24 protein-coding genes are annotated in these 22,983 nt (G+C 52.4%); 11 read left to right on the plus strand and 13 right to left on the minus strand.

Annotation, left to right across the window (positions count from 1 at the left end; genetic code table 11):
• Positions 1–273 precede the first annotated feature (273 nt).
• Genes BN2591_RS07385 through BN2591_RS07395 form a run of 3 tightly spaced genes read left to right on the plus strand, consistent with a single transcriptional unit; the run spans position 274 to position 2,538 of the window.
• The gene (locus BN2591_RS07385; protein ID WP_086870326.1) at positions 274–957 is read left to right on the plus strand and encodes a nucleoside recognition domain-containing protein; all 684 of its coding nucleotides are present in this window, start codon (positions 274–276) and stop codon (positions 955–957) included.
• Positions 950–1,417, plus strand: coding sequence for a YjiG family protein (locus BN2591_RS07390; protein ID WP_020456432.1), 468 nt, complete (start codon positions 950–952; stop codon positions 1,415–1,417). Before BN2591_RS07385 ends, BN2591_RS07390 begins: the two co-directional genes overlap by 8 nt.
• 17 nt (positions 1,418–1,434) lie before the next feature.
• Positions 1,435–2,538, plus strand: coding sequence for a M20 peptidase aminoacylase family protein (locus BN2591_RS07395; protein WP_086870328.1), 1,104 nt, complete (start codon positions 1,435–1,437; stop codon positions 2,536–2,538).
• Position 2,539: 1 nt separating this feature from the next.
• Here the strand turns inward: BN2591_RS07395 and BN2591_RS07400 are convergent, their stop codons facing one another.
• Positions 2,540–3,055: a VOC family protein gene (locus BN2591_RS07400; RefSeq protein WP_086870330.1), complete on the minus strand. Its 516-nt coding sequence runs from the start codon at positions 3,053–3,055 to the stop codon at positions 2,540–2,542.
• Positions 3,056–3,151: 96 nt separating this feature from the next.
• Between BN2591_RS07400 and BN2591_RS07405 the strand changes: the two genes are divergently transcribed.
• From BN2591_RS07405 to BN2591_RS07415, 3 genes are all read left to right on the plus strand, one after another.
• Positions 3,152–3,424, plus strand: a complete 273-nt coding sequence (locus tag BN2591_RS07405) for a type II toxin-antitoxin system RelB/DinJ family antitoxin (RefSeq protein ID WP_086870332.1) — start codon at positions 3,152–3,154, stop codon at positions 3,422–3,424.
• Entirely contained in the window at positions 3,411–3,716 is a 306-nt protein-coding gene (locus BN2591_RS07410; protein WP_086870334.1) for a type II toxin-antitoxin system RelE/ParE family toxin, read from the plus strand. The genes BN2591_RS07405 and BN2591_RS07410 overlap by 14 nt, the downstream gene beginning before the upstream one ends.
• A 403-nt stretch (positions 3,717–4,119) precedes the next feature.
• Positions 4,120–5,490 (plus strand): NAD-dependent succinate-semialdehyde dehydrogenase, encoded by a 1,371-nt coding sequence (locus BN2591_RS07415; RefSeq protein ID WP_086870336.1) that lies wholly within the window; start codon positions 4,120–4,122, stop codon positions 5,488–5,490.
• A gap of 43 nt (positions 5,491–5,533) precedes the next feature.
• Here BN2591_RS07415 and yjiA read toward each other — a convergent pair whose 3' ends face one another.
• Genes yjiA through BN2591_RS07430 form a run of 3 tightly spaced genes read right to left on the minus strand, consistent with a single transcriptional unit; the run spans position 5,534 to position 8,911 of the window.
• Positions 5,534–6,490 carry a GTPase gene (gene yjiA / locus BN2591_RS07420; RefSeq protein ID WP_086870338.1) on the minus strand — a complete coding sequence of 319 codons (957 nt, stop codon included), beginning with the start codon at positions 6,488–6,490 and terminating at the stop codon, positions 5,534–5,536.
• Positions 6,491–6,500: 10 nt separating this feature from the next.
• Positions 6,501–6,704, minus strand: coding sequence for a YbdD/YjiX family protein (locus BN2591_RS07425; RefSeq protein WP_007373011.1), 204 nt, complete (start codon positions 6,702–6,704; stop codon positions 6,501–6,503).
• 53 nt (positions 6,705–6,757) lie between these two features.
• Complete coding sequence (locus BN2591_RS07430; RefSeq protein WP_086870340.1) at positions 6,758–8,911, minus strand: carbon starvation CstA family protein; 2,154 nt, start codon at positions 8,909–8,911, stop codon at positions 6,758–6,760.
• 350 nt (positions 8,912–9,261) lie between these two features.
• Here BN2591_RS07430 and tsr point away from each other — a divergent pair, with 350 nt between their 5' ends.
• A complete protein-coding gene (gene tsr / locus BN2591_RS07435; protein WP_086870342.1) occupies positions 9,262–10,932 on the plus strand; it encodes a methyl-accepting chemotaxis protein in 1,671 nt (556 codons plus the stop codon).
• Positions 10,933–11,017: 85 nt separating this feature from the next.
• Positions 11,018–11,830 carry a GNAT family N-acetyltransferase gene (locus tag BN2591_RS07440; protein ID WP_086870344.1) on the plus strand — a complete coding sequence of 271 codons (813 nt, stop codon included), beginning with the start codon at positions 11,018–11,020 and terminating at the stop codon, positions 11,828–11,830.
• 3 nt (positions 11,831–11,833) lie between these two features.
• On the opposite strand, the gene opgB is transcribed toward BN2591_RS07440, so the two are convergent.
• The 8 genes from opgB to BN2591_RS07480 all read right to left on the minus strand — a co-directional run bounded on the left by opgB (position 11,834) and on the right by BN2591_RS07480 (position 18,888).
• Entirely contained in the window at positions 11,834–14,122 is a 2,289-nt protein-coding gene (opgB, locus tag BN2591_RS07445; protein WP_086870346.1) for a phosphatidylglycerol--membrane-oligosaccharide glycerophosphotransferase, read from the minus strand.
• 223 nt (positions 14,123–14,345) lie between these two features.
• A complete protein-coding gene (locus BN2591_RS07450; protein WP_086870348.1) occupies positions 14,346–14,843 on the minus strand; it encodes a YjjA family protein in 498 nt (165 codons plus the stop codon).
• Positions 14,844–14,918: 75 nt separating this feature from the next.
• A complete protein-coding gene (gene dnaC, locus BN2591_RS07455; protein ID WP_017457818.1) occupies positions 14,919–15,656 on the minus strand; it encodes a replicative helicase loader DnaC in 738 nt (245 codons plus the stop codon).
• Between the two features lie 2 nt (positions 15,657–15,658).
• Positions 15,659–16,198, minus strand: coding sequence for a primosomal protein DnaT (gene dnaT, locus BN2591_RS07460; RefSeq protein WP_086870350.1), 540 nt, complete (start codon positions 16,196–16,198; stop codon positions 15,659–15,661).
• 160 nt (positions 16,199–16,358) lie between these two features.
• Positions 16,359–16,787 (minus strand): organic hydroperoxide resistance protein, encoded by a 429-nt coding sequence (locus BN2591_RS07465; RefSeq protein ID WP_086870353.1) that lies wholly within the window; start codon positions 16,785–16,787, stop codon positions 16,359–16,361.
• 82 nt (positions 16,788–16,869) lie between these two features.
• Complete coding sequence (locus BN2591_RS07470; protein ID WP_086870355.1) at positions 16,870–17,325, minus strand: MarR family winged helix-turn-helix transcriptional regulator; 456 nt, start codon at positions 17,323–17,325, stop codon at positions 16,870–16,872.
• A gap of 322 nt (positions 17,326–17,647) precedes the next feature.
• Complete coding sequence (locus BN2591_RS07475) at positions 17,648–18,121, minus strand: threonine/serine exporter (RefSeq protein ID WP_086870357.1); 474 nt, start codon at positions 18,119–18,121, stop codon at positions 17,648–17,650.
• Entirely contained in the window at positions 18,112–18,888 is a 777-nt protein-coding gene (locus tag BN2591_RS07480) for a threonine/serine exporter family protein (RefSeq protein WP_086870359.1), read from the minus strand. Before BN2591_RS07480 ends, BN2591_RS07475 begins: the two co-directional genes overlap by 10 nt.
• Before the next feature lie 532 nt (positions 18,889–19,420).
• Here BN2591_RS07480 and BN2591_RS07485 point away from each other — a divergent pair.
• Positions 19,421–20,143 (plus strand): response regulator transcription factor, encoded by a 723-nt coding sequence (locus BN2591_RS07485; protein ID WP_086870361.1) that lies wholly within the window; start codon positions 19,421–19,423, stop codon positions 20,141–20,143.
• Between the two features lie 11 nt (positions 20,144–20,154).
• Entirely contained in the window at positions 20,155–20,775 is a 621-nt protein-coding gene (gene bglJ / locus BN2591_RS07490; RefSeq protein WP_086870363.1) for a DNA-binding transcriptional activator BglJ, read from the plus strand.
• A gap of 51 nt (positions 20,776–20,826) precedes the next feature.
• On the opposite strand, the gene BN2591_RS07495 is transcribed toward bglJ, so the two are convergent.
• Positions 20,827–21,285: a YbaK/EbsC family protein gene (locus tag BN2591_RS07495; RefSeq protein ID WP_017457826.1), complete on the minus strand. Its 459-nt coding sequence runs from the start codon at positions 21,283–21,285 to the stop codon at positions 20,827–20,829.
• Positions 21,286–21,624: 339 nt separating this feature from the next.
• Here BN2591_RS07495 and BN2591_RS07500 point away from each other — a divergent pair, with 339 nt between their 5' ends.
• Positions 21,625–22,965: a PTS sugar transporter subunit IIC gene (locus tag BN2591_RS07500; RefSeq protein WP_086870365.1), complete on the plus strand. Its 1,341-nt coding sequence runs from the start codon at positions 21,625–21,627 to the stop codon at positions 22,963–22,965.
• The last annotated feature ends 18 nt before the right edge of the window (positions 22,966–22,983 follow it).

Below are 22,983 nucleotides of genomic sequence, written 5' to 3' on the forward strand. Positions count from 1 at the left end.
CCTGTGAGTGAATGAAAATGAAAAGATGAGTCTGCGTTTCTGCACCAAAAGGGTGCCCGATAACGGTGAGAAATTATTTTATTAGGAAGTTCTTAATGCTTAATTAAATAATTTTTTAGTTACTTTGCTTTTTATTCTCGGTATTTCGCGGGAAGGTTTTTTATTGCGTAATAATTCGCGGTAAAAGGTTTTTATTTTAGCGTCGGGCTATTCAGGCACGGATCCTGCTTAGTAATGAGCCATTGTCATCTAATTATTTCAAAGAGAGATATTATGAGTGAATCGAAAACGCTGGAGCAACCCGCGAAAGCGCACGCGGAAGAGTGGAAAGTCGGGCCAGGTGCCTGGATCTCGCTGGTGATTGTTCTGCTGGTTTTTTCCGGCTTCTTTTTCAAAGTCGAGGGTATGGCGTGGCTGGGCGCGTTTGACTTTACCACGCTGGGTGGCGCGTTCGGCACCATGAAGTCACCGGAAACTAACACTTTTATTGGCAGCGGCGGCATCAGCGCGAAGGCCGGTTTTCTGTTCGCGCTGTCGCTGGTGCCAACGGTAATGCTGGCTCTGGGGTTGCTGGAGATTTTTACCCACTATGGTGCGATCCGTGCGGCGCATAAATTACTCACGCCATTGCTTAAACCGCTGCTGGGTATTCCGGGCTATACGGGACTGGCGTTGATTACCGACCTGCAAAGCACCGATGCCGGGGCGGCATTAACTAAAGAGTTATACGACAGCGATAAAATTACCCGTAAAGATGTGGTGATTATGGGGTCGTGGCAATATTCCGGCGCGGGCTTAATCAATAACTATTTTTCGATTGGCTCAGCGATGTTCGCGTCATTAACGATCCCGATTATTGTTCCGTTGGTTTTAATGTTTGTCCTTAAATTCGTGGGCGCAGCGGTGGTTCGTCTGGCATTAAATACTGTTTATAAGCGAGATTTCGACAATGAATAATTCCGCAAAAGTCTCTGGTAATCCGTTCGATATTTTCGTTATTGGTGCGCGTAAAGGTTTTAATATCGCCATTAATAATCTGATGCCTAATGTATTAATGGCCTACGTGATCGCCGAAATGCTCAATTTACTCGGTGTGATGCAGATTATCGGCCATCTTTGCGCGCCGTTAATGGGGCTGTTTGGCCTGCCGGGGGAAGCGATTACCGTGTTACTCACCGCCTGGCTTTCGTCTTCAGCGGGAACCGGCGTGGCAGTCAGCCTGCTCAGCAAAGGCCAGCTTGATATGGGACAAATCACCATTCTCGCGCCCGCCATCTTTTTAATGGGTTCGCAGCTACAGTATATGGGCCGCCTGTTGGGCGTTGCCGATGTGCCGAAGAAGTACTGGCCGCTACTGATGGCGGTCAGCATTCTCAATGCCGTAATCGCCATGCTGATTATGCGCGTTATTGCCTGAGTACCAAGGAGTAAGACGTGTCACGCACACTTGAGCATTTTAATTACCTGCATCAGATCCCGGAACTCGGGTTCGAAGAGTATAAAACCTCCGCTTATATCGCCGGGGTTCTGGAGGCGGCGGGCTACCAGGTTACGCGCCAGGTCAATAACACGACCGGCATTGTCGCGGTGCTGGACAGCGGTAAACCGGGGCCAGTGCTGGCGCTGCGCGCCGATATGGATGCGCTTGGGCATATCATTGATGGCGAGCATGTCGCGCGCCACACCTGTGGTCATGACGGACACTCCACGGTGGTGCTGACCACGGCGCAGGAAGTCATCGCCGAAGGGGTAGTGAAAAAGGGTAAGTTGAAGTTCATCTTCCAGCCCGCAGAGGAACTGGGTACTGGCGCGATTGCACTGACGGAGGCTGGCGTGCTGGACGATGTTGACATGCTGCTTGGTTTCCACCTGCGCCCGCTGGAAGAGTGCCCGATGGGTCAGGCGGTGCCAGCGATGTATTACTCGGCGTCTGCCACGGTGGAAGTAGTGTTCCACGGTAAAGCGGCGCACGCGGCGCGCCCCCACTTAGGTGTAAACGCGCTGGACGCTGCCGCTCACGCTGTGCAGGCGGTCAACGGTATTCATCTTGCGCCCTCGCTCACCTGGAGCGCGAAAGCGACGCGTTTTCTCTGCGACGCCGGGGTGACCAACTCGATTCCGGACAACGCGCTGGTGTGCTGGGATCTGCGTGCGGCGGAAAACGAGGCCATGGATGCGCTAAAACCGCAGGTACTGCGCGCGATTGAAAGCAGTGCGGCGGCATACGGCGCACGGGCTGAGATCCGCATTCTGAAAGAGATGCCGGCGGCGATCATTGATGACGAGGCAACCGACGTGGTTTCCCGCGCCATTCGCAGCGTGTTTGGCGATAGCGGGCTGACCGCGCCAAAATCCACACCCGGCAGCGAAGACTTTTTCCACTACTTGCGCCTGCGCCCGCAGGTAAAAGGTGGTTTCTGGGGGCTGGGCGCCAACCTGCTGCCAGGCCTGCATCACCCGGACATGCATTTCGATCGCGACGCGTTAGCGCTCGGCGTGAAAGTGTTTAAAGCCTGCGTGCAGGATGTGCTGGGCTGATTTACGGCTTCCAGCGACGCAGCGTGGTATCGCGTTCATAAGGCATCGGCGCGGGCCAGGTAATAAACTCGACGATGCTACCCCAGGGCGTGCGCCCATAGCAAAAGCAGTTGCCTGCGCCTTTCTCTGTCGGAAAACCGAGCGGTTGCGGCGCGGTAAACACCTCGCCGCCCGCATCCGCAAAGCGCTGCAGCGCAACATCGATATCATCGCAATAAACCGCAAAATGTTGCAGGCCAACATCGCTGGCCCGCAGCGGCTCACGCTGTTCTGGCCCGTGCATTTCGAAGAGTTCGATACCGGGGCCGTGCTGAAGTTTGAGCATGCGTATTGATGTGATGGTCGTACCCGGCACGAGACGCAACGTTTTTTGCTGCGCCTCGTTATCAAGGTTTTTATCTTCTGGCGCAACGGACTGATAAATCAGCTCCGCGCCCAGCGCTTCAATTAAAAAGCGGGTAGCGTCTTCAATATCCGGAACGGTAATACCAATATGATCGATGCCGCGAATGCTCATGTATCCTCCTGTTAATTACTCTTTTTTAAGCATAGAACAGATGCAGATGGTGCTTTTTGTGGCTACAATGTGGCTACAAAAAGCACAGGAGGTTTTATGGATTCCATTATTCGATCGCGCATTAACAGCGATTTAAAAGCCCGCGCCGGTTCAGTGCTTGAAAGCTGTGGCCTGAACTGGAGCACCGCCATTCGCTTGTTTGCCGAGCAAATCGTGAAAACGGAAGGTATTCCCTTTGAAGTCACGCGCAAACCCACGGCAAGACTGCGTAAAGCAATGACTGAAACAGAAGACATCCTCGCACATCAAAATGGACGCTTTGATGGTATTGACCAGCTTATGGACAGCTTAAACGATGGGAAAGAGTAAACGCGCACCACTGCCTTACCGTTCCGATTATACGAAAACCTTTATTAAAGCTTGGGAGCGCTATAACAGAGCTGGCCGGAGAGATATGCATGAAACCGCTGCGATAATGTCGCTGATTCTCTCCGGTAATCCTCTCCCCGCACAATATAACGATCATGCTTTAACTGGTGACATGGTGGGTTTTCGTGAATTACATATTGGCGGGGATTATTTATTGGTTTATCGCGTCGATAAAGATAAACATTTAGTCGTGTTTACCGATATCGGCACTCATGCGGAATTGTTTGAATAATATTGCTCAATATAGCCAGGGCACCAATTAAATACCTCTGGCAGATTATTTCTCGGCGATAATAATATAGCCCGGCTTAACATGCCTATCCACCTGCTGCGAAAGCGTGGATAACACAATCGTACCGCGCTAAGAGCCTGTGTGTAACCTCAGGGAATAACAACAAAATTTACAGGCAAGTAACGCGGAGAATATCGCGGTAAATCTTAGAAAAAAATAAAAAAATAAGGATCGCATTTAATTGTAATTAACGCTTCTGTTGCTTAGGTATTAGTGCCATTTATAAAATCAGCATTTACTTTTGCTTTCTGTATAAGAAACATCTGCATATACCCAACTTTACTTTCAGGCCCGGTCAATTTTACTACCCTTAATACCCTAAGCGGTAAATAAGGAGACCAATATGGCTTACCAGACAGTGAATCCTTTTAACAACCAGCTCATAAAAGCGTATGCGAACCACAGCGACGCCGATATCGAGGTAGCACTTCGTAAAGCCGATGCGCTGTACCACTCTCCCTGGTCAAAGGGGGATATTGAACAGCGGTTGCCAATTTTGCACAAACTTGCCGATTTGCTGGAAAGCCAGCAGGAGGAGCTGGCGAAAATCGCCAGCTGTGAGATGGGCAAGTTGATTGCGCAGAGCCGCAGTGAAGTCAAAATTTGTGCGCAGATTGCCCGCTACTACGCGGATAACGCGAAACAGTTCCTTGCGCCAGTGAAGTATGAAACGGATCTGGGAGAGGCGTGGGTAGAACATCATCCGATCGGCGTGATCATGGCGGTGGAACCGTGGAACTTCCCTTACTACCAGTTGATGCGCGTACTGGCACCGAATCTCGCGGCCGGTAACCCGGTTATCTGTAAACATGCCAGTATTGTGCCGCAGTGCGCCGAAACTTTTGCGCAGCTGGTGCGCGAAGCGGGCGCGCCGGAAGGTGCGTGGACGAATCTATTCATCTCTTCCGATCAGGTCTCTGCGATCATTGCCGATCCCCGCGTACAAGGTGCTGCATTAACCGGATCGGAAAAAGCCGGTAGCGCGGTGGCGGCGCAAGCGGCGAAACACATCAAGAAATCGACGCTGGAACTGGGCGGTAATGACGTATTTATCGTGCTGGATGATGCGGATCTGGAAAAAGCGGTGGAGACAGGCGTGCAGGCGCGCCTGGCGAACGCCGGACAGGTTTGTACTGCCGCGAAACGTTTTATTATTCATCAGGATATTGCCGATCAGTTCCTGCGTAAATTCACCGAAGCCTTCAGGCAGGTGAAGCTGGGCGATCCGCTTGATGAAAGCACCACCCTTGGCCCGCTCTCCTCGAAAGACGCACTCAATACCCTGAGCCAACAGGTGAGTGAAGCGGTACAAAACGGGGCTAAACTGCACTTTGGTGGCAAACCGGCTAACAGCGAAGGCAACTTCTTCGAACCGACTATTTTGACCCATATCACGCGCGACAACCCGGCCTATTTTGAAGAGTTCTTTGGCCCGGTGGCGCAGATTTATGTTGTTAACAATGATGAAGAAGCGGTGCGCCTGGCCAACGATTCGCACTACGGCCTCGGCGGGGCGATCTTCAGCCGCAATATTCAGCGCGCGAAACAGATGGCGTCTCGCATCGAAACCGGCATGGTCTATATCAACTGGCTGACGGATACCGCCGCAGAACTGCCGTTTGGTGGGGTGAAACGCTCCGGGTTTGGCCGCGAGCTGTCTGATTTAGGCATCAAAGAGTTTGTGAATCAGAAACTGGTGGTGGTGCGACAGTAATTTCTTTTCCCTTCCTCCAGCCGTTAGGGGGAAGGGGATTTCGTTACTTCTTCAAACCCGCAAAGGCGGCTCTGATCTCATCTTCTGGTAGCTGTACGCCAATAAATACCAGTGTGCTGTGCGGTGTTTCGTCGCCCCACGGACGATCCCAGTCGGCGCTGTAGAGGCGCTGCACGCCCTGAAACAGCAGGCGGTTTGGCTCACCGTCGATCCACAACATGCCTTTATAACGCAGCAGTTTGTCGGCAAAGCTCAGCAACAGGTTTTCCATTACGCGGGAGACCTCGCTGATATCCACCGGGTAATCCAGCTCGACCACCAGCGAATTAATGTCGTTCTGTTTGTCGGCAATAAAGTGGAAACGCGGTTTTGCCGCCACCACGTTCTCTTCCAGCATAAAACCATTGGTATTAAACAGCTGCGCCAGCTCGATATCGCCGTGCGTCACGGTATAAATCGGCGCGCGGGCATTGATGCGACTTAAGCGTTCACGCAGTTTTTCGCTCTCGCCTGCAACATCCGTTTTGGTCAGCAGAATACGGTCGGCATAGCCTACTTGCGACTGTGCCAGCGTGAACTGATTCATTTGCTCATCGGCATGTACCGCATCAACCAGCGCGATGACGCCGTCCAGCAGATAGCGCTGGCAAAGGATCTCATGGGAGAAAAAGGTCTGAATGACTGGCCCAGGATCGGCCATGCCGGTGCACTCGATCACCAGCCGATCAAAGGCGATATCACCGCGATCGAGGCTGTCGAGCAGATCCAGTAATGCATCTTCCAGCTCATTGGATCGGCTACAGCAGATACAGCCATTGGTGAGGGTTTTGATTTGCGTGGCACGATCGCCAATCAGTTGATCATCAACAGAAACTTCGCCGAACTCATTTTCGATAACGGCAATCTTGTAACCGTGTTGCTCATTGAGGATATGGCGTAAGAGGGTGGTTTTGCCGGCGCCGAGAAAGCCGGTCAATAGAGTTACAGCAATCGGGGTCATAGATTCTCCTTTAGCAACAGCGGACTCCGCCCTTGCCGTCTCCGCCGTAACGCGCTTGCTGGCGTTCGCGGAAGAACTCTTCGTAAGTCATGTACGGCTTATCCGGATGGTTGGTTTTCATATGATCAACGTAGTTGTCATAGTCCGGGATGCCAATCAGCATCTTCGCCGCCTGACCGAGGTACTTTTTTGCTTCGCCTAAGTTACCAAACATGGCTTGTCTCTGTAAAAGTTAGCCCCACTGTCGTGGGGCTAATTGTGACGCAATTAGTGGTGTGAAGAGGTTTTCACACCGCCTTCCGGCACTGGCACATACGGTGTTTCTTTGTCGGTACGCACGGTGTTGTTACGTACTTTCAGCCAGGTTTTGATGCCATAGAAGATGATGCTGTACACCACCACCAGGAACAGAATACTCAATCCGGCGTTGGTGTAGTTGTTCACCACGATATGGTTCATGTTGGCAATCTGCTGCGCGGTCAGATCAGCGCCACCAGCGGCGATCTTCGCTTTGTACTGGTTAGCCATATAGAGGAAGCCTTCCAGTTGCGGGTTGGTGCTGAACAGTTTCAGACCCAGCGCCCAGGTGGTGCACAACAGCAGCCACATGGCAGGAACCACGGTGACCCAGATGTATTTGGTACGCTGCATTTTCACCAGCACTACGGTACCCAGCATCAGTGCGACGGCCGCCAGCATCTGGTTAGAGATACCGAACAGCGGCCACAAGCTTTTCACGCCGCCCAGCGGATCAACCACGCCTTGATACAACAGATAACCCCACAGACCCACGCAGCCCGCTGTGCCAATGACGCCAGCAACCAACGAGTCGGTTTTCTTCAGGAACGGCACGAAGTTACCCAGCAAGTCTTGCAGCATAAAGCGGCCTGCACGTGTACCGGCATCCAGTGCGGTGAGGATAAACAGCGCTTCAAACAGAATACCGAAGTGGTACCAGAAGCCCATGTCCGCCATCGGAATGATTTTATGGAACACATGCGCGATACCGACAGCCAGTGTTGGTGCGCCACCGGCGCGGTTCAGTACCGACGGCTCACCGATATCTTTCGCGGTTTGCAGGATCTGCTCCGGCGAAATCACAAAGCCCCAGGAGCTGACTGTTGCTGCCGCGTGCGCGGTCACGTCTTTCAGTTGCGCCAGGATCATCGGCGCGTTATCACCGCCCAGCTCATGCAGGTTCGGCATGGTAATCCCAAGGCCGGCCGGCGGGGTGTTCATGGCGAAGTAAAGACCTGGTTCGATAATGGAAGCCGCAACCAGCGCCATCACCGCCACAAAGGATTCCATCAGCATCGCGCCGTAACCGATAAAGCGCGCGTCAGTTTCATTAGCCAGCAGTTTTGGCGTGGTGCCGGACGCGATCAGCGCGTGGAAGCCCGAAACCGCACCACAAGCGATGGTGATAAACAGGAACGGGAACAGCGCACCTTTCCACAGCGGGCCCGTACCGTCGATGTACTGGGTGACCGCAGGCATTTTCAGTTCCGGGTTGAGGATCACAATACCCAGCGCCAGACCGACGATCACGCCGATTTTCAGGAAGGTCGCCAGGTAGTCGCGCGGCGCGAGGATCAGCCATACCGGCAGTAGCGCGGAGATAAAGGCGTAACCAACCAGCGCGAAAGTGATGGTGGTGTCTTTAAAGGTCAGCGCCGGGCCCCAGTACGGGTCGTGCGCGATCACGCCGCCAAACCAGATGGACGCCACCAGCAGCACAATACCGATAACCGACACTTCGCCCACGCGGCCAGGGCGCAGGAAGCGCATGTAGATGCCCATAAACAGGGCAATCGGCACGGTGGAGCAGACAGTGAACACACCCCACGGGCTTTCCGCCAGCGCTTTCACCACAATCAGCGCCAGTACCGCGAGGATGATGATCATAATCAGGAAGCAGCCAAACAGCGCGATGGTGCCCGGTACGCGCCCCATCTCTTCTTTCACCATCTCACCGAGAGAGGCCCCGTTACGGCGGGAAGAGATAAACAGCACCATAAAGTCCTGCACCGCACCGGCCAGCACCACGCCCGCCAGCAGCCACAACGTACCCGGCAGGTAGCCCATTTGCGCGGCCAATACCGGGCCTACCAACGGGCCAGCCCCGGCGATAGCGGCGAAGTGGTGACCAAACAGCACGTAGCGGTTGGTCGGCACATAGTTGAGGCCGTCGTTATTGATGACCGCCGGTGTGGAACGGGTTGGATCGAGTTTCATCACCTTCTGGGCGATGTAAAGGCTGTAGTAGCGGTATGCCACAAGGTAAACGGAAACGGACGCAACCACGATCCACAGCGCGCTGACATGCTCGCCCCGGCGTAGTGCGACAACGGATAAACAAAAAGCACCGATTATCCCGAGGATGGCCCAGGGTATGTGCTTGAGTAGTTTTTTAGTATCCATATTCAGACCTGGTTTTAGCAGAAATAGTGAATGGAATTTGGAATGGTTCAATTGGCTGAAATGCTGGCATTTATGATGGCAAATTACGCGCGCGAATCGGCTGCGATTTGACTGAGTGGTTGGAAAAAGGCGGTGAGCGGTAACGAAGGCGTCATAAGCGGTTTTGAGGGCCAGAAAACGGTCGTGGATCTGTGACGCATGTCACGCTAAGTCCTTGTCTGGCAAGGAAGGGAGAGGATTTTACCGGGGGGCAATCAATGTATAACTGGTGAAAAAATAGCACGTTAAACCATAAAGTTTTCCTATGCCAGGCCGAAAACCTGGTATCTGTTTATAGGGAAAGAGAAAACATGTTGACTCGTATTAAACTTGTGACCAGTTTGTTGCTGGTATTGGCATTATTTGGCTTGTTACAACTCACTTCCGGCGGCTTGTTCTTTAACGCGCTGAAACAGGACAAAGAAAACTTCAACGTTTTACAAACCATTCGCCAGCAGCAATCCACGCTGAATGCTAGCTGGGTTGCGCTACTGCAAACCCGTAATACCCTGAACCGCGCGGGTATTCGCTACATGATGGATCAGAACAATATCGGCAGCGGCGCGACCGTTAACGATCTGATGCAGATTGCCAGCACCTCGCTGAAACAGGCGGAAGCGAACTGGAATGCTTACCAGGCGCTGCCGCGCGATCCGCGCCAGAGTGAAGAGGCTGCGGCAGAGATCAAACGCAACTACGACATCTACCACAACGCGCTGGCGGAACTGATCCAGTTGCTGGGCGCCGGTAAGATCAATGACTTCTTCGACCAGCCGACCCAGAGCTATCAGGATGGTTTTGAGAAACAATACGTTAACTATTTGCAGCAGAACGATAGCCTGTATGAACAAGCGGTTCGCGACAGCGAAAGCTCCTATGGTTCTGCGGTGTGGGTCATCATTACCGTGCTGATCGTGGTACTGGCTGTGATCGTCTGTGTCTGGGTTGGGATCAAAGGCGCGCTGATTAAGCCGCTCAACCATTTGATCGACAACATTCGCCATATTGCCGGTGGCGATTTGGTGCAGCGCATCGAAGTGCAGGGTTCCAATGAAATGGGCGTGCTGGCAGAGAGCCTGCGCCATATGCAAAGCGAACTGGTGCGTACCGTTAGCGATGTACGTAACGGTGCCAACGCCATTTACAGCGGTGCCAGCGAAATTTCCGTGGGTAACAACGATCTCTCTTCCCGTACCGAACAGCAGGCGGCTTCTCTGGAAGAGACCGCTGCCAGCATGGAAGAGCTGACCGCCACGGTGAAACAGAACGCCGAAAACGCCCGTCAGGCAAGCCACCTGGCGCTGAGCGCGTCTGAAACCGCGCAGAAAGGCGGTAAAGTGGTGGATAACGTGGTGCAGACGATGCGCGATATTACCGCCAGTTCGCAGAAAATCGCTGACATTATCAGCGTGATCGACGGCATTGCCTTCCAGACTAACATCCTTGCGCTTAACGCGGCTGTCGAAGCGGCGCGTGCGGGTGAGCAGGGTCGTGGCTTTGCGGTGGTTGCAGGCGAAGTGCGTAACCTGGCACAGCGCAGCGCCCAGGCCGCTCGCGAGATCAAGAGCCTGATTGAAGACTCTGTTGGCCGCGTTGAAGTGGGGTCGACACTGGTGGAAAGCGCCGGTGAAACCATGGATGAGATCGTCAACGCCGTTACGCGTGTTACCGACATCATGGGCGAAATTGCCTCTGCTTCTGATGAGCAGAGCCGCGGCATTGACCAGGTTGGTCTGGCGGTCTCTGAAATGGATCGCGTTACCCAGCAGAACGCCTCGCTGGTGGAAGAGTCTGCCGCCGCTGCAGCCGCGCTGGAAGAACAAGCCAGCCGCCTGACGCAGGCCGTTTCCGTGTTCCGCATCATGCAGGATCAACGTAAAAACGCTGGCGTAACGCCAAGCAGTTTCGTCAAAGCGGAACCTGCATCGGCCCTGCCGCGTAAAGCCGCGACCGATGCGGGTGAGAACTGGGAAACCTTCTAATCGTTATTTGCGCCCTGTCACACAGGGCGCATTTTCTCCCGCTTCACCGTGCTATGCTCATTGCATCATGTCGCGGAGAAGCCTTATGAACCTCGTTGCTGTTCCTGCCATCCACTATAGTTGCGAAGCGCTGACCACTATTACCGGTGCCTGTTTTGAAGGCTACCGCGTACCGTTTTCTCTGCCGCCCGATGTATTTGCACAACGCTTTCTTGCCGAAGGGTTAAGCCTCGTCGATTCCTGCGTCTGGCTGGCAGGCGATACGCCTGCCGCAGTGGCGTTGATCGCCCGGCGTGGCGATTTCGCCCGCCTGGCGGCCTTTGCGGTTTGCCCGCAATTTCGTGGCCAGGGCGTGGGCAGACAAATATTACCGCCGTTAATGGCGACACTGCGCAGCAAAGGCGTTCGCCAGATATGGCTGGAAGTGATGAGCGATAATCATGCCGGTATCGCCCTTTATCATGCGCTGGGGTTTGCCACCGTTCAGCCGCTGTTTGGTTATCAGGGACGCGCGGATGTGGCTGAAGAGAACGGCACATTACAGGAGTGCTATCCGCTGGAAGTGGTGCGCAGCGCCATCAGTGAATGCCATGACCGGCTGCCGTGGCAGGTGGATCCGCTCACTGCGGTATCGCTGCCCGTGCGGGCATTCGAGTACCGCAAACATGCTTATGCGCTGGTTTCCACTCTCGGCGACAAACCCCTGCTGCGGTTTATTTATGTGGAGTCCGAATACCGGCGCAAAGGGTTTGCCTGCGAGTTGCTGCAGGCGCTGAACCAGCATTTTCCGGCGCTTGGCACCACCGTGGCGGTGCCAGAGCGTTTTTCATCTCTGTTTCAGCGCGCGGGCTACGCCACCATGGCCATCAGCCAGTACGAAATGAAAGCGGAACTGTAGCGGTCAGCCTTCACGGTTCACCACTTTGATTTCCACCAGGCCGACGCCCAGTTTGCGCGGCGAATGACCAAGAATATTACCTTCGTTGGTGGATTGCGGTTCCGGCGGCACGATGACCAGCCGGTTGCTGTGAGACGGATTGCTAAAGTGCAGCGTGGTGGTGCTGAGCTCATTACCCAGCGTCAGCGTTTGTTGTTGATCGCCAACGCGCACCGGAATTGGCCGGTTGGCATTCGGGCCATAGGCTTTGGCGGTGATCACCAGCTCAAACTGTTCCGGCAGCGGTTGGTTATATTCGATAGCCACTTCCTCGCCCAGATTGGCATTCGACCAGCGCCCCCAGCTTTCCGGCCGGGAGAGGCCGCTGAACTGTTTTATCTCTTCCGGCGCGCCCGCCACGTTAAAGACAAAACTGTCGGCTTTGTAGCGAATGCTATCGTCGAGGATCTTCAGGGTATCGACGTTTTTCTGGTAACGATCGCTACTGATCACCGTTTGTTTAAACGCGGTTTTCCCTTTCCACTGCACTTTGTCGACACGCTGGACTTGCTGTTCGCCGCCCAGTTGCCCCTGCGAGACGCACCAGTCGGTAGACAGCGCCAGTTCCGGTGACCATAAGCGCGCCATTTTGTAGCATTGGTCGATCCAGACGAAATTATCGCGCGGGGCGAAATCCGCCAGCTGGAAGCGCAGCGGTGCAGAATACTCACTTTCTGGCAGCGGTTCGACTTTATCCGATACCCGCACCAGCAGCGGCAAACGGAACTGGCTACCAGAGAAGGCCACCATCTGTTTATCCGTATCGATGGTGAAATCTTTCATCTCTTTCGGGAAGTTCCACAGACGGATAATGTCCGGTTTCCACGCCAGCATTTTCGCTTTCATATTGAGGAAAATCCCCGAAAGCGACTGCCCGGACAGGCTGCTACGACCAAGGCCGAGGAAATTATCGCCGCCGAGAATATCCAGCACGGTTGCGCCGTTATCAAGGGTGCTGCGCTTAATCCCGGAGATATCCTGCTGCGGTTCATCGCCGCGCAGCACAAAGAACAGGTTGCTGCGATCGTGCTTGTTGAGGTATTTCCACGCGGTGTTATTCATCGCCAGGTGATCCGACGACACCACGATCACTGTGTCTTTAAACCACGGTGAGGCTTTGATTTTGTTGATAAGCGCGGCGATATTTTGCTGGCTGCAGGTTACCGCGCTAAATGACTGGTTCGGCTTGCCATCGTAGGCATAACGTTTACGTTCGCAGCCGCGCGAGATAAAACCGTCCGGGTGGTGGGTATCTACCGTCAGTGCAAACAGCGAAAAGCGTTTACCGGAACGGGAGAGTTCCTCGTACTGTTTCCACACGGTATCCAGCACCGTATCGTCATAAAAACCCCAGTCGTTACGGTAATGCGGGTCCGCTACCTCTTTTTTTAGCTCTTCTGCGCCGATCAGATAATCAAATCCGTGAGATTTCAAAAACACATCTTTCCCGGCAAAACGCAGGTTAGCCCCCTGAATGAAGTGGTTTTCATAACCGGAATTTTTCAGGATGTCGCCAAGGCAAAGATTCTGCGGAAAGAAGCTGGAAACGGAGGCCGACGCGTTGCCTTCGAATGGCGCGAACAGCGGAATGCCGCACTGCGACGAGACCATGCCGGCAATAGTGTAATCGGTGCCGGGTAGCTGTTCGGTATGGCTAAAATCAATGCCTTCTTCTTTAAGCGCCCCCAATTCTGGCGTCAGGCCGGGAAACGCTTCCTCGTTAAAATAGGTGCGCTCAAGGCTTTCACCGTAGATGTAAACGAGGTTCAGTTTGGGGTTGGGGATCTGCTTGGCTGGTACTTTATAAAAAGTGGCAAAGTCAGGATCGCCTTCGCGCGTCTGAGATTTTACCAGCTCGGTAATCTGGCGGAACGCCGGGCTGGCGTCTACCGAACCGAGCGCCAGCGCAAGTGCGAGTAAGCTATAGCCGAAATGGTGTGGCAGATGGCGACGACGGCGCAGCACCCAGCCGAGCGCGCAAAACACCGCCACCAGCGCTAACACTAATCCTGCGCCGGGAAGCAGATATTTGCCGACCCCTGCGCCTGTCAGGCTGTTGGTCAGGGTGTATAACACCGCGTCGTTGATGCCGTCGCCGGTAAAATAATTGCTGGCGTAAAGCGTGATATTCAGGATGACAAACAGACCCAGCACCAGCAAGGTGGCGCTAAACCACCAGGTATTACGGCCCGCTTTCCAGGCATAGATAGCCACAGAGGCAAGAAACAGCGCGATAGAGAGCAACTCGGACAACCGTTATTCCTCATCAACGCCAGACATATTGCTGGCCATTAATTTTTGTAACAGGGCGTATAATTTAATGTTGGCGTCACATATCTGCAATTGTAGTGTCACTTTATAACGAGCTTATTCAGAATTGGTTTAGAAAAGTGTAATAGTGATGGCCGTCGCACTGGCGGCGTTCCGGTAACGTGGGGAAGGGGAAGGCCGCGTTCTGGCTGAACGCGGCGGGATATCAGGAGAGGAAATTAACGCCCTGCTTAAGGACGATATCGCAGGCTTTGGATTTCACTTTTTCCGCCAGCGGCGTACTACCGATGTTGCTCAAATTCAGCTGTTCACCGTTTTTGGTGTTCAGCATGCCCTGGATCCCTTCGAGATAATTGGTGTCTTGCTTTTGCTGAGCGGCACCCAGACCCAGTTTATCCAGCACCTGGTTTTTCACATTTTCGGTATTCGTCAGGCTGGAGAGCTTGTTTTTCGCACACCAGCTCATCACGCCCGCCGCGTTGTTCATGGTGCCAGCGCTCAGCGCCTGGTTACCGCCATTAAGCAGGCTTGTCAGGGAAGAGAGCGACAAGCCCCCTTGTTGAGAGGATGAGGCGGTGGATTTTTGGCTGAGCTCGCTGGCGGCGCTGGAAAGCGTGTCCTGCCAGGAGGCGGCTTGCGCAAAACCGGTGAGCAGCGCGCTACCGAGTGCGGCGCCGCAAAGCAGGCGTTGGGTAAATTTCATATCGTGCGGATCCTGATGTCAACGAAGGCGGCCAGTATACACCGGGGCGCGGGCGCGCCACGGATGGGAAAACTCTCAATACTCTTTACCGGTGACGCGGCTGCGGTAACTCTCCCAGTTGAAAATCACCCACAGGCTGTTGCCGAGGCGCATCCTGTCCATCACGCGTTCGCCCAACAGCTTATTCATCTCTTCCAGGTTGCTGTTGGTCAGCATGCCTGTCGGGCGCTTGGACGAAGAACGGCGGTCAACAATCTGGTTGATAATGACTTTTTCGTAGCGGGATTCCGTCTGCATACCGATTTCATCAATCACCAGCAGATCAACGCTGCTTAAATCATTGAGCAACTGCTCTTCGCTGTTTTCTTTATTGCCGAAGGTCTCTTTCATGGCCGACATAATGTCGGCAACGGTAATGATCAGCACCGATTTACCGCGCAACAGCAGTTCATTACAGATAGCCGCCGCCAGATGATTTTTACCGGTTCCCGGTTTGCCCGAAAAGATAAAACTGGCGATATTACCGTCGAACTCTTCTACATATTGCCGTGCCTGGCTCAATGCCCGCATCTGGCCTTCCGTCTCAACACGATAGTTATCGAAAGAGCAGTTCTGATGCAGGGGACGAATGCCGGAACGGTTGAAGGTGCGCTGCATTTTCATGGCGCGATTTTCGCGCTCCAGCGCCGCCGAACGGATTTCGCCTTGTTGCTTCTGCCAGGCCATCAACTCTTCGCCGGTTTTAAAGGCAGGCTCGGTGTTGGCTGGCATCATTTTTTGCAGTCGCTTCATCAATTCGCCGACGTTTTTCATCGTTATCCTCTAAAACCTGGTGGGATTTGATTATCCGGTTCGGACAGGGCGTTAATATCCCGCTTTGTCGCGCCGTTCTGGCTGCTACGGCCCATTTGCAGGCTACGCGCCAGTTTTTGCTGCCACTGGACGTGATGGAAAACTTTGCCTTCTGCCTGCCAGTAAGCCACGAACGAGGCCAGCTCTTCCGGCGTTGCGGGCTGGGCCAGCGCAATGCCCCACATCGCCGCCAGGCGCTGAAAGTCAGCATCTGGCTGCCAGCCTGCGTACATGGCGAATTTGCCCATGGGCACATTTACCGGCGCGGCGGCGGGTTCTTCGTAAAATTGTGCATCGAGCGAAATATCGCTCACTGGACGCGCAAGCTGTGCTTCGAGCGCCAGAAGCTGTTCAAGGCGCTGCGGCGTAATAGCGTAAAACGCGGGGCGATTATTGGCAAAAACGGCGATGGCGCCGCCTTCCGTGCGTGCCAGCACGCAGGCGGGATCGCGCACAAATTCATCAATGCCAATGACATTCGGCGTCAGGATTCTGGAAGACATAACGCGTTCTCAAACAGGATTACTACGGATACGGCGCACTGTGCTTTTTTCACACAGGCATAATCACACATAGTAACACAGTGAACGCAAAGGGCAGTATCGCACGAAAAAGCCGGGTTTCCCCGGCTTGTGATTTTCCTGAAACGTTAGCTTGTTGGCGTTACGCGATGATATTCAGCGTAACGTCGATGTTGCCACGCGTGGCATTGGAGTAAGGGCAAACAATATGCGCGGCATCGACCAGTTTTTTGGCTTCGGCGGCGTCCATCCCCGGCAGGTGGATGTTCAGTTTGGCTTCGATACCAAAACCGGTGGGCAAAGGCCCGATACCAACTTCACCTTCAATAAAGGCTTCTTTTGGCATGCTGATTTTGTCGCGACCGGCGACAAATTTCATGGCGCCGAGGAAGCAGGCGGAGTAACCCGCAGCGAACAGCTGTTCCGGGTTAGTGACTTCGCCACCCGCGCCGCCCATCTCTTTCGGCACGCCCAGTTTGACATCCAGTACGCCGTCGGAAGAGGTTGCGCGACCATCACGGCCTCCGGTTGCTTTGGCTTTGGCAGTGTAAACCACTTTTTCTAAAGACATGGCAGGTTCCTTATTATCTAGAGTGTTTGCTATAAAGTAGTGTGCTATTTTGTTGCTGGAAATAACTCCCTGCAAAGGGAGCTTATGCCCGTTGAAACTGTTGGCGAAGCCGTTCAAGTTGCTGCTTGATATCGGCAAGCGTTGCGCTATCACAAGCCATTGCACAGCCGATTGCTTCCGGAATCGACGTCGCTTGCTGCTGCAGTTCACGCCCGCTTTCGCTTAAGGTGATCACCACCTGACGTTCATCCTGGCGCGAACGTTGACGACGAATCAACCCGGCGCTTTCCAGACGCTTCAGCAGCGGCGTCAGCGTGGCGGAGTCGAGAAACAGGCGCTCGCCAATTTCCGACACCGTGATGTCATCTTTTTCCCACAGCACCAGCATCACCAGATATTGCGGGTAGGTGAGATTCATCGGTGCCAGTAGCTGCCGGTAGAGCTTATGCAGCGCCAGATTTGTTGAGTACAGCGCAAAACAAAACTGGTTATCTAACGCGAGCTGCGCATTCGCGGTTGGAGTCGATGTCTTCTTCATGGGATTGAATATATATAGCGTGCGATTTTATTGCAAGTTATTTTTTTTGAACAGGTAGACGCATGAGAACTTGCCTGTGGTTTCAACATGGTATTGGCGCTTCGCAACCCGGACCGGGGGTTTTGTAAAAAGGGTTGCGAAAGAGTCAGTATCGTCGATCCGGTGAAAACGAATATTGCTTACTGAGTGTTTGGTAAGTCGCTGCTTTAGAAAATCTTTCTCTATCATGTGATTACGTTGCACGTTCCGCAATGGCTGTCAGTCTCTCTGCCTCAACCTTATTACCCCGGCAGATGTTGACTGCGACGGCAAAAAATGGACCTTATACGCGGGGGCGTTTGCGGTAAATCCACAGACCAGGAATCGACAGGCCAATAGAGAGTGCCCCGACAATCGAGGATGCTTTCAGGAAATTCGTCAACAGTAAAATCATCAGTTCTTCGTTGTAGCCAAAATGGCCGATCTTCACCGCCGAAATCATCGCGGTATAAGCGGAAATGCCCGGAAACATAGGGATCACCGCCGCCACGGTAAAGACTTTCGGGTGCGCCAGATACCAGCGTGACCAGTGGATGCCAATCGAGCCGACCAGCATTGAGGCGGCAAAGGTCGACCATTCGATATTGAATCCCCAGTGCACCATAGCGAAGCGCGAACCATGACCAATCGCGCCAAGCAGCGCGCACCAGGGTAGGGCGCGGTGCGGCACGTTAAATACCATGGCAAAGCCAACGGCAGGGATGGCCGCCAGTAACATATCCTGCGCCAGTGCAAGAAGGAACAAAATTACATCCATCCGCGTAACCCCCACAGTGTCATTGCCATTACCACACCAATACAGGTGGCAAGCGTTAATAAGCTGGCGATTGCCCAACGTGCAAGCCCCGTATTGATATGCCCTTTAAACATATCGGCAACCGAGTTAATCAGCGGAAACCCCGGTACCAAAAGCAAAACGCTGGCCGCCATGGCGACGGTGGATGATTGCAGAAAAACGGGCAGCGTCAGCATCAGGCCGGAAACTGTCGTAGCGACAAAAGCGGTGATACAAAAGTTGATTTGCGGATGTAAGTGACGACCTGCCAGAACCAGGCGAACATACATCGCGACACTACTGGCACAAAAAGTTATAAAAGCACCATCCCAGCCGCCATTATTGAGCTTGCAAAAGCAGGCACAAGAGAGACCTACCATCAACATGACCAGCCAGCGTGGGTAGCGCAACGGTTTTACCTGAGCGAAGCGCTTCTCGACGTCTTTGCAATCCAATAACTTATGTTCAGCGAGAATGACAATATGCTGGACTTCTGTCACCACGTGCATATTGATGCCGCGATCGCTATTTTTGCGGGTTGAAGTGAGGCACTTTCCGTCTTTAATCGTGGTAAGGACAATGGCATTGGAAGAAATCAAGCTTTCAACACTATCCATGCCGAGCGCCAGTCCCAGACGCGTTGAAAGCTCCTCAACCAGCGCACTTTCAGCGCCGTGCTGTAACAAAAAAAGGCCGCACTGAATGCACAGCCGCGTAATGGCCCGCTGTGATGACTGGTCTGTTTGCATGATAACCCTGGTATTGTTGCACTGACGCTCACGAAGGATGGAGCGGAAAGCCTATTTTTAGCACAGGACAAGGGCTGGATGGCGCTAAGAAAGATCAAGAATTGTGCATTAAATCACGCTTGTTCATGTTCAAAAGGAGAGCTTAACGCATGTTAAGAATGACGTGATAACGGAAAAGAAACAGCAGATTTTTTCTACTTAGCTGAGAATAATGATGAAGTTAGCGTTAATAAGATCTTATGTATTATTTAAGATAATTGTTTTTTCCTTATATTAATATATGCCGGCTCTTTTAAATTTCTTATTTTATTATTAATAATGTATCGGATATTTTAATGCGCATTGTGCAATGTTGACACACTACTTGTGGATATTATAATTCAGTACATTATATTTGTTGTCATTCATAAACTGTGCCAATTTTATGGTGACTGCATCAAAAAGGTGTTGCTACTTTACGCAATATGAGTATTAACTGAGTAAATACTTATAAATAAGATTGATAGAACGCGCAAATGGAAGCGGAGGTTTTATGCTATCGAAAGACGGCAATCAGGGGATTATCATCAGCAAAACGCCAGTGCTTAGGGTCGGGATTGGCGGCATTCTTGAGCGACATTTCCCGGAATATGCACTTAATTATTATTCGTCAGTGGAAGAGGTTGCACCGCTCAAATTAAAATCTGCCAGACTGATAATCACTGACTTATCAGGGGAACAGCGCTATGCAAGAAAAAGCTGTCAGCAATATTATTCACTGTTTCCTCAATGCGATAACGCACGCTGGTTATTCTTCGTCTCGCGCAGCCTCTATCCTGTGGCTGCTGAGCTTCTTATGCAGCCCAAAACGACATTGCTGGCGGACGTGGAACCGATCGAGGGTGTAATTGAGGCGATTCGTAATGGGCATAAGGACGTTAAGAATATTAGCCCAACCTTATTGACTTCAGGATGGCATAAACACAACGACAATTCTTTTTCTAACGCAATGTTAACGTTGTCTGAGCGTAAAGTGTTACGTCTCCTCGGAAAAGGGTGGGGTATTAATCAAATCGCCACACTGCTTAAAAAAAGTAATAAAACAGTCAGTGCGCAAAAGAACAGCGCAATGCGGCGATTATCACTTCGTAGTAATGCAGATTTGTATACATGGATTAATAGCAGTCAGGGAATGAAACAGCTGGATTTTGGTACGGCGGACGGAGAACATAATGAATGGAAAATACCAGGAAGAAGGGAAATGTTGCCATCATAGAAAAATGCATAATGAGCGGGGAGGGTCTACGACATTTATTTGATGAATCTGCTATTAATCACTATCAATTTTATTTTTTTAAAGACCATTCGGCGTTTCGGCAGGCGCTGAAACAGACTTCGTTTTTTTCCGTTATCTATTCCCTTTTTGGTCAGCGGAAAGAACGACTCGAATGTCTGATGTGTCTGCATTTACTCTCCCTTTCTCATCCAGAAATGCAACGCATTGTATTAGCGGGAGACAACCGTGAAGCGCGGCTGGTTGGGCATCTCTCCCCCTCACGGTTGCACGGGATATTAAGCAAATCATCGCCACTTTCTGTACTACTGGAGGAGTTGGTCACGTTGTTTGGTGAAACGCGGCGTATTAACGAAAACATGATTAACCATTGGTATGTTAGCCAGTGTCGTATGCTCAGCCCGACCGAAAGGGAAATTCTGAACTACATGACGCGAGGTTATTCTGTGGCCGAGATTGCATCGCAGCTGGATCGTAACGTGAAAACTATTCGCGCGCATAAATTCAACGCGATGGCAAAGCTGGGGGTCACATCAGATGTCGGTTTGCTTGATGCGGCGGATATTCTGACATGGAAGCCGCCCTGCGCGCGCGCCGCGTCTGAATTAATGTAAAAGGGGTTTTGGGAACTGGCGCCAGGTTCTGCCTGGCGCTTTGTTACGCAACTACAGACACACATCAATCCATTTCGCGCGGGTTAACTCTGCCATTCTGTCGGGGGAAATACGAATCGCGCTGTGAATTGCTCCCGCCGCCGGTAACACTTCCTGATAGCGCTTTAACGACACGTCACAATACACCTGTAACGGGTTTTCCAGACCAAACGGGCAGACACCACCAACTGGATGACCGGTAATGGTGACGACTTCGTCACTGCTTAGCATCCGGGCTTTCGCGCCAAAGGTATTTTTTAGTTTTTTATTATCAAGGCGAGCATCACCTTTCGCGACGACCAATATCACTTCGTTTTTCACTTTTAACGACAGCGTCTTTGCGATTTGACCTGGTTCGACATTATGCGCGGCGGCGGCCAGTGCCACAGTCGCTGTGCTTTGGTTAAGTTCAATAATATCGATGTCGGGGGCGTTATCGGCAAAGAACTGCCGCACGGACTGCAAACTCATGATGTTCTCCAGCAAATGACCGCCATTAATCTGTCACAAGCCTGTTATGCGTGTAAATAACCGGGCATAACAAACATCTTACTGCCAGATTCTCGATCCTCTTCACAATCGCGGAAACCGGTTACAGTAACCGGTTGCAGTGTTAACAAGCCGGGTTAATACTCATTTTGTCATTTCCCTCTGTTCATAAAATTAAAAAAGAGCCGTCTATGAAACCTACTCAACGTTGCTGTAATGCTGGTTCGAAAACCTGCATGGTTTCACGTCAAAAACATGGATCGCTGCACGGCAGAACGGTTGCTGATGCGCTTACTTTGTTAGCCTGATAGGAGATCTACTATGTCTGCCAACCATGCTGCGTTTAATCTTATTTTCCGGTTTATAGAAAATTATGTCAGTCCGGTAGCCGGACGCATCTCTTCCCAGCGTCATGTAATGGCGATTCGCGACGGTTTTATCTCCGCGATGCCGTTTATGATAGTGGGTTCATTTTTGCTGGTGTTTGCCTACCCTCCATTTTCGCCAGATACGACCTGGGGTTTTGCCCGAACATGGCTGGACCTGGCGAAGCAGTATGAAGGGCGGATCCTCACGCCTTTTGATATGACGATGGGCATTATGTCTATCTATATCTGTGCGGCGATTGCTTACAACCTCGGTAAACATTATGTGAAGTCGCATCAGCTGGATCCATTTATGTGCGCGATGCTGTCGTTGATGGCATTTCTACTGGTCGCAGCGCCGAAAACTAACGGCACATTGCCAGTGGATAGCCTGGGCGGTACCGGTATTTTTACCGCGATCCTGGTGGCGATTTACTGCGTGGAAATGATGCGTTTCCTGAAAGCACACAATATAGGCATCCGTTTGCCAGACCAGGTGCCGCCAATGATCAAAAACTCTTTTGATTTGCTGATCCCGGTTTTGGTCGTGGTGCTAACCCTTTATCCGCTGAGCCTGCTCATCCAGACGCAGTTCAACATGTTAATCCCGCAAGCCATTATGGCGCTGTTCAAACCGCTGGTGGCGGCGGCGGACTCGCTGCCGGCGATTTTGCTGGCGGTGATCATCGGTCATTTATTGTGGTTTGCGGGGATTCATGGCGCGGCGATTGTTTCCGGAATGCTGCAGATGTTCTGGTTAACAAACCTCGGGCTTAACCAGAGCGCGCTGGCACAAGGTGCGCCGTTACCGCATATCTTTATGGAAGCGTTCTGGACATTCTTTATTGTTATCGGCGGATCCGGGGCGACCATGGGGCTGGTGTTCTGCTACTTGCGTAGCCGCTCGGTGCATTTGCGTTCGATCGGACGCCTGAGCGTGGTGCCCAGTTTGTTCAACATCAACGAACCGGTTATTTTCGGTACTCCCATTGTAATGAACCCCGTGTTCTTCATCCCATTCCTGCTGGCTCCGACTCTTAACGCGATTATTGCCTGGGCGGCAATGAAACTGGATCTGATTGGCCGGGTTATCTCTGTCGTCCCCTGGACCGCGCCAGCGCCGATTGGCGGCGCATGGGCATTAGGTTGGGATTTTCGCGCGGCGATTCTTGTCGTTCTGCTGGCCTGTGTCTCGGCGGTGATTTACTACCCGTTCTTCAAAGTGTATGAGAAACAGTTGCTGGAACAGGAAGCTGAAGAGGCGCAACGCGCAGAGGAAGAGAAACAAGTTGCGTGATGGTGTCGAATAAAAACG

Origin of the sequence: Kosakonia pseudosacchari, assembly GCF_900184035.1 — a bacterium.
GTDB classification, from domain to species: Bacteria; Pseudomonadota; Gammaproteobacteria; order Enterobacterales; family Enterobacteriaceae; genus Kosakonia; species Kosakonia pseudosacchari.